Below are 16,260 nucleotides of genomic sequence, written 5' to 3'. Positions count from 1 at the left end.
ATTATGCAAGCGCTTTCTCTATTTGTCAAGAGATTTTATAACAATAAAACATTTTCACTTGTTTCCGTTTATTTTTCAACAATTAACAATAGTTTACCGAAATTTCTCTGAAAAATGTTGATTTATAAAACCGACAAAAAGCCTCGATAACATCGAGACTTTTGTAATGGATATTATCTAGTAGGTGACAACCTGATACTAGATAGCATTTTTATCTTGCCCAAGAGCGCGCTGAACAATTTTTACCAATTCAACAATGACAAAGGCAAGGAAGCTTCCAATAAGAACAACCAACCATTGGCTCACATCAAGATGAGATACGTGGAAGATTTTCTCTAGGAACGGTATTGTTAGGGTCGCTACGAGAAGTAAGAGAGAACCAACAATCGCCCAGTTAAACATCCTGTTTTTAAATGGCCCAACGGTAAAGACAGATTGGTAAACAGACTTAACGTTAAAGGCATGTACCAATTGGATGAGACCAAGTGTTGCATAGGCCATAGTAAGGGCATCTGCGTGGATGGCATGATAGTCACCAACGTGAACTGGGTTTGCGATGGCATATCCATACACGCCAAGTACCAAAGCACCTTGCATCAATCCTTGGTAAGCGACGGCACCAAGCACACCACCTGAGAAGAAGCTTGAGTTACGTCCACGAGGTTTGTGTTTCATCACACCTGGTTCAGCAGGCTCCATACCAAGAGCGATAGCTGGAAGGGTATCTGTTACCAAGTTAATCCAAAGAAGATGAACTGGCTCCAAAACATCCCAACCAAATAGGGTTGCAAGGAAGATGGTCAATACTTCAGCGATGTTAGCTGAAAGCAAATATTGAACTGTTTTTTGGATGTTTGAGAAGACTTTACGTCCTTCTTCAACCGCAACGATAATTGTTGCAAAGTTATCGTCAGCAAGGACCATGTCAGAAGCCCCTTTAGATACTTCTGTACCAGTGATCCCCATACCGATACCAATATCAGCAGTTTTAAGAGATGGCGCATCGTTCACACCGTCACCAGTCATGGCCACGACTTTACCTTCATTTTGCCATGCTTTTACGATACGAACCTTGTGCTCTGGAGACACACGCGCATACACTGAATACTGTTTGAAAACTTTTTGGAATTCTTCATCTGATAATTCATTCAACTCTGCACCAGTAAATACATGGTCTTCTGTATCATTTGGATCGATGATTCCAAGACGTTTAGCAATCGCTTCCGCAGTGTCTTGGTGGTCACCTGTGATCATGATTGGACGGATACCAGCTTCTTTGGCAACGGTAACGGCTTGCGCAGCTTCTGGACGTTCTGGGTCAATCATACCGACCAAACCAGCAAAGACAAGGCCATTTTCAACAACTTCTGTTTCAAGTGTTGGAATGGTTGACTCGTATTTATAAGCCATCATCAACACACGAAGTGCTTCTTTAGCAAGTGATTTATTTGTTGCAAGAATAGCTTCTTTATCAGCAGCGGTAATTGGACGAACTGTGCCATTGTCTTCAATTTGAGTCACACGTTTCAATAACTGGTCTGGAGCACCTTTAACAGCAACAAGGTATTTGTCATCAGTCAATTTATGAATCGTTGACATCAATTTACGATCAGAGTCAAATGGTAATTCTGCCACACGTGGTTCAGCTTTCAGCATATCACGCACATCAAAAGCATGGTCAAAACCAAATTGAACAAGCGCAGTCTCTGTTGGGTCACCAATTAGCTTGCCATTTTGGTCAACTTTGGTATCGTTGGCAAAGTTCATAACGCGAAGCGTCATATTATCATCCGATATATCATCTGCCGCTTCAAAGACTTGACCGTTGTAGTACACTTTTTCAACTGTCATTTGGTTCATCGTCAACGTACCAGTCTTGTCTGATGCGATAATTTCTGTTGAACCAAGCGTTTCAACGGCTGGTAATTGACGAATGATGGAGTTTCGTTTCGCAAGAACTTGAGTTCCCATTGAAAGAACAATGGTAACTACGGCTGGGAGTCCTTCAGGAATTGCTGCTACTGCAAGAGCTACCGCAGTCATAAGGTTTTCAAGCGCCGCTTCTCCTAAAGTAAGACCTGGGTCACGACGGAACATACCCACCACGAAAGTAATCGCTGCAATTACAAGAACAGCATAGGTCAATACTTTAGACAAGTGGTGCAAATTTTGTTTGAGCGGTGTATCCGTCTCTTCGGCATTAGCAAGCATGCTAGCAATATGACCAACCTCTGTGTACATACCAGTGTTTGTAACAACACCAATACCTCGTCCGTAAGTAACGTTTGAGTTTTGATAACCCATGTTGACACGATCACCGAGACCTGCATCTTCAGCAAGTGTCACATCTAAGTTTTTCTCAACCGGCACAGATTCACCTGTAAGAGCAGCTTCTTCAATTTTAAGCGAAGCAGCATCTAACAAACGCATATCAGCTGGTACCACATCACCCGCTTCAAGCATGACAATATCACCAGGCACTAAATCTTTTGAATCAACCTCTGTGACATGACCATCACGACGAACACGCGCTACCGGACTAGACATTGACTTAAGCGCATCAATCGCGGCTTCTGCTTGTCCTTCTTGGTAAACCCCAAAAGCAGCATTTAAGACTACTACGAGCAAGATGATAATGGCATCTGTTAAACCGTGCATTCCTTCTGTCACAACAGATAAAGCTGCCGCACCAAGAAGAATAAGAATCATCAAATCCTTGAATTGATCCAAGAATTTTTGCCAGATGGTGCGTTTTTCGCCCTCATCAAGTTCATTGTGGCCATAAGTAGCCAAACGTTTTGCTGCTTCGTCGCTTGTCAAACCTTTTTTAGTAGTTTGCAAAGCTTCCAGAACAGCTTCTTCTGTCTGCGTGTAATACGCCTGACGGTTTTGTTCCTTAGACATTGTGTCTCCTCCTTTGGTCTTTTCAAAATAAAAAGACCTGTTTTACTCCAAACAAGTCTCGCGGTTTAAGATTATGCCGGAAATTGCTTTCGTAATGACGACATAATCACGGGGAAACCCGTCTGCTACTCCCTTGATACTTTTCTATTATACCAAAAGACATAAAAAAAACAAGATTTTAATGTTTTTTCAACAGATGATCACATCTTTACTGGTATCTCAACCTTCTCTTTTTGTATAGTAATAACAGATTGACGCAGTAGTTGATTAGCGGTCTGCAACTTTAAGGGTCCACCTAAAATAGTCCACTGGACTATTTTAGTACCACGCAACCGTTAGCGGCCATCCTATACGAATGTGATGAACGTCGTTCATCTTATTTCCAACCTCCAAAGTTCTCCCAGACCTTAACGATTGAGACGAACTTCGTTCCCCTTATTCCCCACCTCAAAAGGTTCCCCAAACCTTTTGAGCTATACGGAGGTGGTGAAAGTGTTCAGTGGACAGTTTCAGCCTGAGCTTAGAAATCAGAGAGCGAGGGGAAGTCAAGACTTCGAAATCATGACTTCTTATACGAAGACTTCAAAAAGCCCTCACTGAGGGTATAGCACTTAGCGAGGGCTCTGCCTATTGGTTGTCATTGTTTTGTGGGTGTGAGCTCCGCCATCGTGCTGGTTTGTTCCACTCTCTTAATATTTTTGACAATTTATTTTATGTGCCGTTGTCTCCAAAGAGTGATCATTTTTTCAAAGAATGAACTTATCATTATTAGGAAAGTGCCTAGCAATAACCAATAGTGGGAAACAATTTCACCCGTTTTGGGTAATGTTTTTTCTGATTGGTTACTTTGAGATACTGCATTTCTTGATGACATGCCTGCTTCAATAGCACCTACTGGCGAAAATTCTTGTTTTTTAGGAGTTGATAGTTGCTTCTTTGAATCATCTTTTCTTCCTGCATCATCTTGACTATTACTTCCTTGCCATTCTTTAGCAGCGTCTTTCACAGCTTCAAATATGGCTTGGCGGTGATAGACTGCTTTTGGTACTGTTCGGATTTGTACGATTTCAGTTAATGCTTTTGTCCGAATATCGTCAACCGTAAGACCTTCATAATCAGGTAAACTTTCTAGTGCCAAGACATGATACCCTTCATTATCTTCATCAACATTGACAACTGGATTACCATATGAATCTAACTGCCCTTGACCGATGCTAGTACTGCGGTCCAAGATATAAATAATAGTTCCCTTAGCATCTAAATAGACATTTAATCCAATATAGTATTCAGGCAATGGAAGCGGACTCTTAAATTGGTAGACACCTTGAACGAGACTTGCGTTGGCCAAAATCCCCTTACCATTTACTAATCCTGTTAAGAGGAACAGTTCTTTCTCCAATCGTGATACTTGTTCTAATGATAAGGCACTATTGTTATAAGAACGTAGGGCATAAGCATATTTTTCTTGCAATAATGACACATTAGGAGACATAACAAAACCATTTATGGCAGCTTCTGCTTCTTTCATTCGACGATCTAATGCTAAGCGTCCCATGAAAAAGCGACTGTTCTGGATGTATTGCCATTGTTCTCCTTGACGTAACTCTTTTTTCGTCAGCAAATCGTCACCTTGACGTATGATATCTTTAAATTGCTGTTGGGTAGAGGCGCGTAAGGTTAACAAATCAATACCTCTCAACTCTGCTACCAAGTCAGATAAAGTATCACGGTTGGTCGCCATTCTATCTGGATTGATGACATGACCTTCCCCATCTGGTAGGTGACTTTCGATATCGCCTACTATATGAATGTTCACTCGCTTCCCATCGACACCGTTTTGAGTAAAAGCATTGAAGGCAATTCGTTCAACTGTTTCAGGTAATTGCAATTTGCTCAGTTGGTTGGCATGAAAAGCTTCTTCTTTGATGTCTCGTAAATGAGTTGGTAATATCACTTCTTCTAAGCGATTATCCGCAAAAACTTGAACGGATAAGATCTGTATTTTGTCTAAATGATTCATATCAATCTTTGTCAAAGCATTAGATAAGAATGACATCTCTCCTATTTCCTCTACACGATTACCTAAGAAGAGTAATGCCTGCGCCCCATTTTGACGAAAAGCAGAGCGACCAATCTGTTTAACAGCCGGTGGAATCACAATTGCTGATACATGATTGATATGGAAAGCCGCATCACCAATACTTTGTAGCGAATCTGGCATATCTAAAATCGAGATACGATTATTCATGAAAGCCCCTGCACCGATTGACACTACACTTTCTCCCAAAGCCAGTGACTCAATCCGGTTCGACTGAAAGGCAAACTCTCCGATTTTTTGAATACTATTTGGTAAAACAACTTCTTCCAAATCGTATTTTCGAAGACTTTGCTGGTCAAAATCAACGTTACGAAAAGCATTTGCAGCGATTTCAGTCACCATTTGATTACCATAGCGATCTGGAATTTCCAATTTTTTTAAATGTTTCACTTTTTGTTTTCCTTGCTCTGAAAAACCAAGGATGACTGAACCTTGAAACTGGAAATCTTCTACTTGCCAACGACTATAATCAAGTTGTCCAGCTGGAGTCTGAAGGTGCTTACCTGGATTGACATAAGCGGCTTCTGTTTTGAGCTTATTAGGGTTCTTACCATCACTTGTTAGTAACACCACGTGATTGCCGTAGCGATCATCTCCAGGATTTCCTGTAAATGCTTCTTGTCCAATGGTTTCCAGATTATTTGGAAGAACAACCTGTGTCAGATCATTATCCTGAAAAGCAGCTTCGCCAATCACTTTGAGCGATGTTCCTTTAAACGCCAGTTCTTGTAACCGATTCGATTTGAAAGAACGCTCCCCCAGATAAGTCAACTGATTAGGCAATACCAACTCACCAGATAAACGATTATCAAAGAATGCCATGTCTCCAATATGTATCACTCCTGATGGTAGTTCAATGCTGCGCAATGCCATGTGAGCAAAGGCATAATCTGAAATATGTTTTAAGCTTTTTGGCAACATAACTTCCCTAACGTTCTTATGATCTGCAAAAGCATCCGCACCAATATGGGTATACCCTTCTGGAATAGTAATTTTCGTTAGGATATAGGCATTGATGGATTCCCCCTCCGTGAAAATGTCATTACCATCAGCATCTAACTGATCTATTTTCCCATGTTCGCCAATACGGCTAGTATAATCTGCAATGACTGTTTTTTTATCTGGGGCAAAGGCAAAACTAGCTACACGCTTTAGGGCTGTACCATCTGTTCCATATTGAGGTAATACCAAGTGGTCAGTATGACTAAGTTTTTTAGCTCCCTCTGCCGAAAGACCAACAAGACAATCACCATGCGTAATAAAATCACCGTTCTTCCAAATCGAAATCGAATCAACTGGTGTTTTCTTCTCTGATGAAGGAGTTGTGTCCCTTTCTACAGCGGTTTTCTTTCCCACTTTATGATCAGTTAAGAAATCTTTTGCCTCTTCTGATACCCCTTGATGCGATCTGCTAGGAACCTCTGGTTCCTTCTCCTCAAACCAGTCATCCTCAGTTGTCGAATTGGGTTCCACTGTTTGCGACAATTCTTTTTTAGACTCTGGCACCACATCTGCAACTAAATCAACTACCTCAGCAGAAATCTCTCTTTTATCAGTTCGATTTTGTTTCGGCGTCACACGAGTGTCTCCTTCCTCTGAAGGTCCTGATAATGGCTCTGTATTTTGAGGTTTAGATGACTCATCACCAAATAAATCGTCGACTTCTTCAGCTACCTCACTATTTTCCAAGGTCGTTTTAGATGTCGTTCTTGAATCATCTCTATCATCGAACCAATCACTATCAGTATCAACCAGTTGATTTGAGGCTGTCGCCTCTTTTTCCAGGCCAGATACCTCTTCAGCTGCTATACCGGTAGCCATCATTGCAATTACTGCCAATGCCACGGATTGTTTTTTCATGTTATATCCTTTCATTTATTGTGATACTATTGATTAATCTTTAATTTAACTAGCAATTAATTGCCAAATGTTGAAGCTTCATTTTAAAACCTATCATACCACATCAGAAATTTATAATCAATAATAATTTAGGTTTGACTATTTTATATATTAGGCAAACCTATATCTTTTGAATTTTAACAATCCAAATTTTCTAAAAAAGTCAATATCAGTTTCGCAAAAAAAAGTGTACCAAATCTTCTTCTGCCAACTGTGGATTGAAAAAATATTCCAGCCTATTAATTATAGCAGTAAGCCTTTGAACCAGTGATTGAACTCTTTTTTATTTTTAATTACTCACCTTAAACCATTCCTAGATTTGCCTCGCTCTATTGTTTTTAAGTGCAAACCTAAAATCATTTTAATGCCATACAATCATTATCAAGCACTTTATTTCTGCCATCAGAAGGGGACTAATCAATTTTTAATCGTTAAATTGATAGTCCTAACACTATTCTATTAGAATGTGAGGTCAAATTCTCAGTTTTTCATTTACAAGTCCTAAAAATAGGGTTAGAATAATAATATGAATATGATGTTTTATAAAATTTTAGCTGCTGCCTTTCTTTTTTTAACACCACTCTTTGGACTGGCTTTGGTCAAACTCTTTGGTTTGGAACGGTTTAAAATTAATTTTGCCGATTTAGCTTTACCAGTTCTTATGTTTGAAATTGTCATGGTATCTCAAAAGTTTTTCGTCCATTCTTATCTTCCACACTATCTAATTGTTTTAGCCCTCGTTGCTATTGGAGTAGTTTATTGGCTGTTTCGAAAGGATGGGGAACATTTTTCTTACCGTCGCTTTTTTAAATTTTTCTGGAGATTGAGCTTTATCTTTAGTTTCTTCTTTTATTTAGCGGTAGTTATTGCTGTATTTGTTTTTTAAAAAAAAGTCTGCCCAGAATTACTTCTGGACAGACTTTTTTTATTTTTAGCGAATACTATTCATGAATTTCCAATGGTAGTCCATCTGGATCAAAGAAGAAAGCCATTTTCTTCCCATCAAAATCATCGTAGCGCAAGGTTTCATGTGGGATACCAAGTCGATCAAATTCTGATAAACAAACCTCGACATCTTCAACTTTAAAAGCTAAATGTCGTAATCCAGTATGTTCTGGATTGGGCATAGCAGGGCGTTTGGGTGCATTTGGTTTGATAAAGATTTCTAAGGTCAACTGACCTTTTTTCACATTGAAAAGAATGTCATTTTTTTCAGGACGAATATGTTCATCCAATTGTTCAAATCCCAAATAGTCGACGTAAAATTGTCGTGTTTTTTCATAGTTACTTCCAATAATCGCAACATGGTGGACAATATCTAATGTCATTGTTCTAAGACCTTTCTTGGTTTCGTTCCTTCTGCTGGTCCGATAACGCCTGCTTCTTCTAATTCTTCCATGAGACGAGTGGCACGGTTAAAACCAACTTGCAAACGTCGTTGTAACATTGAAGCACTCGCTTTTTGTGTTTCAATGACCATAGCTTTTGCTTCTGCAAAGAGAGGGTCTCCTTCAGAAGCTCCGCTTTCTCCATCAAAACCACCGTCAGCTTCTGATACTTCTCCAGGATCAAATGATTCATCGTAGTCAGCCTCTGCTTGATTTTTGACAAAGTTGACAATACGCTCAACATCGTCATCTGAAATAAAAGATCCCTGTAAACGAATCGGTGCAGACTCACCGATAGGATGAAAGAGCATGTCTCCTCTACCAAGGAGTTTTTCTGCCCCATTTTCACCCAAAATGGTACGTGAATCTGTTCCTGATGCTACGGCAAATGCAACACGCGATGGCACATTAGCCTTGATTAAACCGCTGATAACATCCACGGATGGACGCTGAGTTGCCAAAATCATATGAATACCTGCCGCACGCGCCTTTTGTCCTAGTCGGATAATAGCATCTTCGACTTCTTTGCTAGCAACCATCATCAAGTCCGCCAACTCATCGACGATCACCACAATTAGTGGTAGTGGCACCTGTTTTTCTTGAGAAGTCGCGCTATGTTCAGCTACTTTAGCATTATAGCCCGCAATATTACGAACACCGATATGACTAAATAACTCATAGCGGTTTTCCATTTCTTGAACAACTTTCTGCAAGGCCTTACTTGCCTTACGTGGGTTGGTTACAACGGGAATTAAGAGATGGGGAATGTCATTATAGACAGACAGTTCAACCATCTTAGGATCAATCATCATAAACTTGACTTCATCAGGTCTGGCTTTCATGAGAATTGATGAGATAATGCCATTAACGGCAACCGATTTACCAGAACCAGTCGAACCTGCCACCAAAAGGTGAGGCATTTTCGCAAGGTCAAAAGATTTAGCTGTGCCATTAACTGCTTTTCCAAGTGGAATTTCTAAGAGATTTTCAGGTTTGGTATCTGATTGTTCCCATAATTCACGGAAAGAAACAGTGGCAATTTCTGAGTTAGGCACTTCAATACCTACTAAGGACTTACCTGGAATCGGTGCCTCAATACGCACATCCTTAGCTGCAAGAGCTAGCGCCAAATCATCAGCTAGATTAGAAATACGATTAACACGGACCCCGACTGCTGGTTTTAATTCATAGCGAGTAACAGACGGTCCAATTTCTGCTCGTTCAACCTTGACTTCAATCCCAAAACTTCTAAAGGTCTCTTCTAGAGTTTTGATATTCTGACGCACAATGTATTTTTCTTTTGATTGATTTTTTGGCTTATCAGGTGCAAAAAGGTCAATGGAAGGTAATTTATAAAGAAGGATAGCTTTTTTCGGTGAGAAATCAACCGTAACAGGATCGTCATCATCTTCTTTAGTAGGTGAAGGCAACGGCTCTTGAGGCTGAACCTCTAATAAGCTATCAACATCATAAACCTCATCATCAAGTTGGTAGCCGACAATTTCTGGTTCAAAATCATTTTCGACCTCCACTTGATTTACGGGAACGTTCTCTGTCTCAAAAATCTCTCCCGTCTCTTCATCATAGGCTAATTCTGCCAGACTAGCTTCTTCTTCCAGTCTAGCTTGTTCTTGAGCGGCTGCCTCTTGCTGCAATCGTTTTTCTTCTTGACGGATAAAACGCTCTTGACGTCTTAACTCAGCCTTGCTCTGCCATTTATCAAAAGCTTGCGCAGAAAATTGAGACAAATCATGGACATCCCAAGGACTCATTAAAAATAAACCTAATAGAATAAACAAGGTCCCAATCATAAAGGTACCTATATTTGTGACAAGAAAAGACACTGGAGCATATAGGATAGCGCCCAGCATACCACCACCAACAAAGTTTTTGACTTCAAAGGATGATAAATCTCTAACGAGCAGCGCGATTGTAGTTTTAAAAATATCCTTTCCCGCAAAAGCTTTCATGGTGAATAACCAAGCATGCCACTCCATCAGAAGACCAATCATTAAAATAACAAAGCCACTAACTAATCCTTCAACCTTGCGGAAAAATTTAAAGCCAGTCAAATAAATCATGGTACAAAAAAGAACGAGATAGGCTAAACTTCCTACTAAGAATCGAGCTATATTATAGAGTGTTACACCAAAAATACCAATTCGAAAGACAGCAAAAATCGAAAAAAGGACAACAATAACAGCTGTAATCAACCGTTGAGTCGCCTGACTTTTTTCATAATCTGCCTTAGTCTGACGCTTGGTAGAACGTTTTGTAGAATTTTTTCGAGTATTTGACATATCATTATTATATCACGTTTTTCTCGTTTTGAGGAATAAGACTCATTGATCATTATTTACCAAAAAAGAGACGAGCTTTCTAAAAGAAGTCGCTCATCTCTTATATCCATTATTCAGAATACTTATAGGTTAAAAAATATTCCCCATTTTTCTCTGTGAAAGTAAGGTTAACATCAGATAATTTTCCTGCATCAGCTGACCAATCAGTGTAATAAAGATTAAGCTCTCTGGTAAAACCATCACCATAATTTGACAATATGTATTCTGCAAATGTGGGTTTCCCATATTTTGAATTGATATCTTTCCATGAGCTCCCCAATTCTGGACGACTATAATCCCCTTCTATCAGTTTATCAAAATCTTCTTTTGTCCAAGTAGATTTATAGGCTTCCTCAGCTACTATTTTAATATCTTTCGCTTCAGTTGCCATATAGCCATGGTTTAGCACCCAATCTCCTAATTCATTTCGCACAAAAGATAGGTCAACATATTTGCTGTGAGTTTCATCACTATAAACGAGAGTTAAATAACCATCTGAATAGGTAGCCTCATTAGCTTTTCCATATTTGTCAACAACCTCTTCTACTGTGATAATTGAAGTGATTGTATCTGGTTCAAAATCTAAGGATTTAAATTTTTCCTCTGTCCAATGAAAGGGCGCTTCTGAATCAACATAAAGAGTACCATCAAATGTTCCTTCAAAAATATCCTCCTCGCTATAGTCCCAATCTGCATCAAAACTGCTCTGAGCAATACTTTCAAACCTCTCTAAAGTGGCATGATAAAGCCCAACACTAGTCGCGATAACTAGAGCTCCTATGGCTAATGGCAAAGCAATCACTGATAGGATTTTCTTTTTCTTCTTAAAATTAACCGCTAAGCTCACAATTCCTAATGTTAGTGAAGCAAGAGATAATATTAAAAGTAACAAAGGTGACTTAACCACTAGACTCAAAAGAATCGTCAGGCCAGATATAACAAATGACACAATAGGTAAAGCAATGATTTCCTTGCTAGGTTCTAGAATAACTTTTTCAGCTGATTTATGACTAGAAGATGTATTACCAGATTTCTCAATATCCTCTAAAAAAGGAACAGAAATCGCTTCGTCATCATCAGGTGTTACCATTTTATCTGCGACAGCACTTTCTTCAAAAATCTTACCTTCAGAAATCGGTAAAATAGCTTTTGGGTTAAAAAGACTCTTCTCAGCTGCTAAAATCTCTATCTCTGTTGGCATACGGCCAACGACTACTTCAAACAACTGACACCATTCTTCTCTTGTTTTCATACCATTCTCCTTAATAACTTTTTTCTATTATAACATATCAAATACTCTCACTTATCATTTTAAGCTAATAAGATCACTTTTATGGTAAAATAAAGAGTAATTCAATAGTTAAGGAGAATATATGACTAAATCTAAATATTTTAAAGTGTCTATGCTCGCGCTAGCATCTTTAACCATCCTTTCAGGCTGCCAACAACTCGACCGTGCTATCAAAGGAGACGACTATGTTGATGCTCAGCTTGATAAACAAAAATCTGAAGAGCGCATCAAAAAACTGAATCAAGCAGATGTTGTTTTTCCACAACTTTCCACAGAAGTTGCTAAGGATGAGGCTTCTGTTATCATGCATACTAGCAAGGGTGATCTTACAATCAAACTCTTTCCCAAAGAAGCGCCTTTAGCTGTTGAAAACTTTTTGACTCATGCTAAGGAAGGTTACTACGACAATGTTATTTTCCACCGTGTCATCAATGATTTCATGATTCAAGCAGGTGACCCTCAGGGCAATGGTACTGGTGGAGAATCAATCTGGAAAGATAAAGACAGTAAGATTGATAGTGGTTTCGGATTTAAAAATGAAATTTCGGATTATGTGTATAATCTTCGCGGAGCACTTTCTATGGCTAATGCTGGACCAGACACTAATGGCAGCCAATTCTTTATCGTCCAAAATAAACAAGATTGGTCTACACAGTTAGACCCAAGTTACTACCCAGAAAAAATCATTGAAGCCTATAAAAAAGGCGGTTTCCCAAATGTATCTGGTGGAGACGGTAACTATACTGTCTTTGGTCAAGTTATAAAAGGGATGGACGTTGTTGATAGTATCGCTGCTGTTGAAACCAAAGAAGCTGACAAGCCTGTCGAAGATGTGATTATCAAATCAATTGAAGTGACTAAAGATTATCAGTTTAAGTAGAAATAAGCTATTAACTGAGATAAGATAGTATTAATAACTATCCTATCTCTTTTTCTTTTAGAAAAAGATTAACTCACTCTGAAGTATCCTGTCTTGAAATAGGACACATTGATTATAACAATTGGTTAAAACATGCTAAAAAATTTCAAAATACCTATTGACATTATATATATAATGCGCTTAGGAGGAATAATATATGAAATTTTTTGGTAAAATGGTAGCTAACAAATTAGCTACTGTAGTAGTGTTACTAATCATTTTAGTAGGCTTGGGCTGTTTTTTTACTTGGAAAACAAATAAATTTAATGGAACTGTCAATGCTCAGTATAATTTTGTCCTCAAAAAATTCACAAAGGAAAATCAGTTACTCGTAGCTGGTGCAGAGTGGGAAACAACTCGTAATCAGAACTTTGAATCTGAGGCTACAAAGAAGTGGCCAAAATGGACAGCTTTTTTCAAAGATTTAATTATCAGCCGAGATATCGAAGTCAAAGTTCCAGTAAAGACAGAATTTAAACTTGATTTAACACAACTAAATCAAGATGATATCGAACTCAACGATAATGTTCTAACTTTCAAATCACCTTTGACAGTCAATGTTGATAGTCAACAAGATGGTACTCCTGATATTGTTAGCACCTCTTCTGGAATTGTTGATAAGGCTGTTGACCTTCTTACTGCTAGCAAAAAAGCAATGGATTTTCTAGAAGAAAAAGCCCAAGAAACAGTATATGAAACTAGCCAAGAGGCTATAAGGGATCGTGAACGTCAGGAAAAAGTTGCTAAATATGCAGCTGAAAATCTTGAAAAACTACTCAATTTAGATAATCAAAATCAAGAAGACATCGATGTTCAAATCTCTGTTTCTGACCTAACGTTTAAAAATATAGATCCTAAAAAATAGCTAAATAAGCTAAAATAATTTTTCTCAAAGTTGACAAAGTTCCTAATCTCTGATATATTATTGTTTGGGCACCTCTTCAGAGGTCAGAAAAAAGCTCCCTAGTTTCTAGGGAGCTATTTTTGTTTTTTACAACGTTTTAGTCTTAAACATTATTAAAAGCTCCCATTTTAGTCGTCACCTTTTATCTCCTACGAGATAAGTTACTTTCTATTTATATTATGGAGGATATTTCAAGATGATTCAACAAGCTTTTAGCTCTGAACACTATTTAAACCTACAACGTGACCATATTCTTGAGAGAATTGCGCAATTTGATGGCAAACTCTATATGGAATTTGGTGGTAAGATGCTTGAAGATTTTCATGCAGCCCGTGTGTTACCCGGCTATGAGCCTGATAATAAAATCAAACTCCTACACGAACTCCGTGAGCAAGTTGAAATTGTAATTGCTATCAATGCTAGTAACATTGAGCATTCTAAAGCCAGAGGAGACCTAGGTATTTCTTACGACCAAGAAGTCTTTCGTCTCATTGATAAGTTCAATGACCTAGATATCTTTGTAGGTTCTGTCGTTATTACACAATACTCTGGTCAACCTGCAGCTGATGCCTTCCGTAAAGAACTTGATAAACACGGCATCGCCTCTTACCTCCATTATCCAATCGCTGGATATCCAACAGCCATTGATCATATTATTTCACCTGAAGGAATGGGGAAAAATGACTATATCCAGACTAGCCGTAACCTCATTGTCGTAACTGCACCAGGTCCAGGTTCTGGTAAATTAGCAACATGTATTTCCCAACTTTATCACGATCAAATCAATGGTGTCACTTCTGGTTACGCTAAATTTGAAACCTTCCCTGTTTGGAACTTACCACTACACCACCCTGTTAACCTTGCCTATGAAGCTGCAACAGCAGACCTTGATGATGTTAACATGATTGATCCTTTCCACTTGGAGACCTACGGTAAAACAACTGTCAACTACAACCGTGATATTGAAATTTTCCCTGTGGTTAAGCGCATGCTCGAACGTATCCTAGGAAGCTCACCATACGCTTCTCCTACCGATATGGGAGTTAATATGGTCGGCTTTGCCATTACTGATAACGAAGCTGCTAAAGAGGCTTCTAAGCAAGAAATTATCCGTCGCTACTATCAAACCCTTGTTGAATTCAAGGCAGAGCGCGTTGGTGAAACTGCTGTTAAGAAGATTGAACTTCTGATGAATGACCTTGGTATTTCTCCTTTGGATCGTTTGGTGACAAAAGCTGCGCGTGAAAAAGCTGAGTTGACTGGTGCACCTGCTTTGGCTATGGAATTACCAAATGGACAAATCGTCACCGGTAAAACCTCAGAACTCTTTGGACCATCTGCCGCAGTTATTGTCAATGGTATCAAAGCCCTTGCTGGCATTGCTAAAGACACTCATTTAATCGAACCTGAGTATGTCAAACCAATCCAAAACCTTAAACTGAGCCATTTAGGAAATCGCAACCCACGTCTTCACTCTAGCGAGCTATTGATTGCCCTTGCCATTACAGCTATGAATAACGAAGAAGCTAATAAAGCTATGAAGGAACTTGGCAACTTAAAAGGCAGTGAAGTTCACTCAACTGTAAACCTGCCAGAAGAAGATAAAAACGTCTTCCGTAAACTCGGTATCAATGTTACCTTTGACCCAATTTACCAAAAAGACAAGCTCTTCAGAAAATAAAGCATGCTAAAAAAACTCAGGACTAAAACGTTTACAACAGACGTAGTTCTGAGTTTTTTAGCAATCAACACTTCAATTACCTTAACAGAAAACACTTTAAAGATTTATCTAGCCATCTTAGTAGTTTATTCTCCTTGTATTATCGGTTGGTCGAACTTACTCCGGAAATTAAATTGATACTAATCAATTTCCCTTTTTTACATTTCAAGCGTTGACTACACTCTCGCTTTCTAATATATCAGTTTGGACTTTAATAGTTTTTACACAGGCTGTCACACGACTTAAGACAAGTCGTTTAATCATAGCTAACTTTTATTCCATTCACTATAACTTTGAAATAGCAAAAAGAACTCAGTATCTTGGCATACTGAGTTCTTAAGGTAAATCTATGGCATCTATGATTAGAGAAAATAATTACTGATGTTATGGCTAAAAACATCTTGAGTAATCTTCCTGTCGTTTTGCTTACACTCAAAACGACTAGAATAAGCATAAAAGGAGTGATGTGCTACCAACTTGCTTTTGTCACACCTGGAATTTGTCCCTTATGAGCTAACTGGCGGAAATTAATACGACTCATTCCAAATTTTCGCATATAGGCATGAGGACGTCCATCAATTAAATCACGATTCTTCAAACGATTTGGGTTTGAATCACGTGGCAAACGACGAAGTGCTTCATAATCACCGGCAGCTTTTAGCTCTCTACGCAAATCAGCATAGCGTTCAACAAGTTCCTGCTGTTTTTTAAATTTAGCAATTTTTGATTTTTTTGCCATCTTTTTCCCTTTCTAAATTTTTCTGCTATCAATAGATACTAGCATTTTAATTAACGAGT

General features: G+C 38.7%; 10 protein-coding genes. 4 read left to right on the top strand and 6 right to left on the bottom strand.

Translation table 11 applies throughout. The features are described from left to right. Positions 1–198: 198 nt before the first annotated feature. On the bottom strand, positions 199–2,904 hold the full coding sequence (locus tag ACFPQ3_RS04660; RefSeq protein WP_156805756.1) for a calcium-translocating P-type ATPase, PMCA-type: 2,706 nt from the start codon (positions 2,902–2,904) through the stop codon (positions 199–201). A 706-nt stretch (positions 2,905–3,610) separates the two neighbouring features. Then, complete coding sequence (locus tag ACFPQ3_RS04655) at positions 3,611–6,862, bottom strand: leucine-rich repeat domain-containing protein (protein ID WP_162012238.1); 3,252 nt, start codon at positions 6,860–6,862, stop codon at positions 3,611–3,613. A 571-nt stretch (positions 6,863–7,433) separates the two neighbouring features. Here ACFPQ3_RS04655 and ACFPQ3_RS04650 point away from each other — a divergent pair. Next, positions 7,434–7,787 (top strand): DUF3397 domain-containing protein, encoded by a 354-nt coding sequence (locus ACFPQ3_RS04650; RefSeq protein ID WP_156805762.1) that lies wholly within the window; start codon positions 7,434–7,436, stop codon positions 7,785–7,787. 55 nt (positions 7,788–7,842) lie between these two features. On the opposite strand, the gene gloA2 is transcribed toward ACFPQ3_RS04650, so the two are convergent. The 3 genes from gloA2 to ACFPQ3_RS04635 form a co-directional block, all read right to left on the bottom strand. Continuing rightward, the gene (gloA2, locus tag ACFPQ3_RS04645; protein ID WP_156805754.1) at positions 7,843–8,229 is read right to left on the bottom strand and encodes an SMU1112c/YaeR family gloxylase I-like metalloprotein; all 387 of its coding nucleotides are present in this window, start codon (positions 8,227–8,229) and stop codon (positions 7,843–7,845) included. Beyond that, on the bottom strand, positions 8,226–10,589 hold the full coding sequence (locus ACFPQ3_RS04640; protein WP_156805753.1) for a DNA translocase FtsK: 2,364 nt from the start codon (positions 10,587–10,589) through the stop codon (positions 8,226–8,228). The genes gloA2 and ACFPQ3_RS04640 overlap by 4 nt, the downstream gene beginning before the upstream one ends. 109 nt (positions 10,590–10,698) lie before the next feature. Next, complete coding sequence (locus ACFPQ3_RS04635; RefSeq protein ID WP_156805752.1) at positions 10,699–11,880, bottom strand: hypothetical protein; 1,182 nt, start codon at positions 11,878–11,880, stop codon at positions 10,699–10,701. 121 nt (positions 11,881–12,001) lie between these two features. Between ACFPQ3_RS04635 and ACFPQ3_RS04630 the strand changes: the two genes are divergently transcribed. From ACFPQ3_RS04630 to ACFPQ3_RS04620, 3 genes are all read left to right on the top strand, one after another. Next, positions 12,002–12,799 (top strand): peptidylprolyl isomerase, encoded by a 798-nt coding sequence (locus ACFPQ3_RS04630; protein ID WP_156805751.1) that lies wholly within the window; start codon positions 12,002–12,004, stop codon positions 12,797–12,799. Positions 12,800–12,995: 196 nt separating this feature from the next. Next, positions 12,996–13,703 (top strand): hypothetical protein, encoded by a 708-nt coding sequence (locus ACFPQ3_RS04625; protein WP_156805750.1) that lies wholly within the window; start codon positions 12,996–12,998, stop codon positions 13,701–13,703. 235 nt (positions 13,704–13,938) lie between these two features. Further along, a complete protein-coding gene (locus tag ACFPQ3_RS04620) occupies positions 13,939–15,423 on the top strand; it encodes a DUF1846 domain-containing protein (RefSeq protein ID WP_156805749.1) in 1,485 nt (494 codons plus the stop codon). A gap of 508 nt (positions 15,424–15,931) precedes the next feature. Here the strand turns inward: ACFPQ3_RS04620 and rpsN are convergent. Then, the gene (gene rpsN, locus ACFPQ3_RS04615) at positions 15,932–16,201 is read right to left on the bottom strand and encodes a 30S ribosomal protein S14 (RefSeq protein ID WP_156805748.1); all 270 of its coding nucleotides are present in this window, start codon (positions 16,199–16,201) and stop codon (positions 15,932–15,934) included. Positions 16,202–16,260 lie beyond the last annotated feature (59 nt).

This window comes from Streptococcus caledonicus, assembly GCF_042656225.1.
In the GTDB taxonomy this organism is placed as follows: Bacteria; Bacillota; Bacilli; order Lactobacillales; family Streptococcaceae; genus Streptococcus; species Streptococcus caledonicus.
This window is presented reverse-complemented; position numbering and strand designations above follow the sequence as displayed.

Excerpts from the sequence above, each read along its gene's own strand:
- ACFPQ3_RS04660 (WP_156805756.1), bottom strand. The coding sequence starts at position 2,904 with ATGTCTAAGGAACAAAACCGTCAGGCGTATTACACGCAGACAGAAGAA.
- ACFPQ3_RS04655 (WP_162012238.1), bottom strand. The coding sequence starts at position 6,862 with ATGAAAAAACAATCCGTGGCATTGGCAGTAATTGCAATGATGGCTACC.
- ACFPQ3_RS04650 (WP_156805762.1), top strand. The coding sequence starts at position 7,434 with ATGATGTTTTATAAAATTTTAGCTGCTGCCTTTCTTTTTTTAACACCA.
- gloA2 (WP_156805754.1), bottom strand. The coding sequence starts at position 8,229 with ATGACATTAGATATTGTCCACCATGTTGCGATTATTGGAAGTAACTAT.
- ACFPQ3_RS04640 (WP_156805753.1), bottom strand. The coding sequence starts at position 10,589 with ATGTCAAATACTCGAAAAAATTCTACAAAACGTTCTACCAAGCGTCAG.
- ACFPQ3_RS04635 (WP_156805752.1), bottom strand. The coding sequence starts at position 11,880 with ATGAAAACAAGAGAAGAATGGTGTCAGTTGTTTGAAGTAGTCGTTGGC.
- ACFPQ3_RS04630 (WP_156805751.1), top strand. The coding sequence starts at position 12,002 with ATGACTAAATCTAAATATTTTAAAGTGTCTATGCTCGCGCTAGCATCT.
- ACFPQ3_RS04625 (WP_156805750.1), top strand. The coding sequence starts at position 12,996 with ATGAAATTTTTTGGTAAAATGGTAGCTAACAAATTAGCTACTGTAGTA.
- ACFPQ3_RS04620 (WP_156805749.1), top strand. The coding sequence starts at position 13,939 with ATGATTCAACAAGCTTTTAGCTCTGAACACTATTTAAACCTACAACGT.
- rpsN (WP_156805748.1), bottom strand. The coding sequence starts at position 16,201 with ATGGCAAAAAAATCAAAAATTGCTAAATTTAAAAAACAGCAGGAACTT.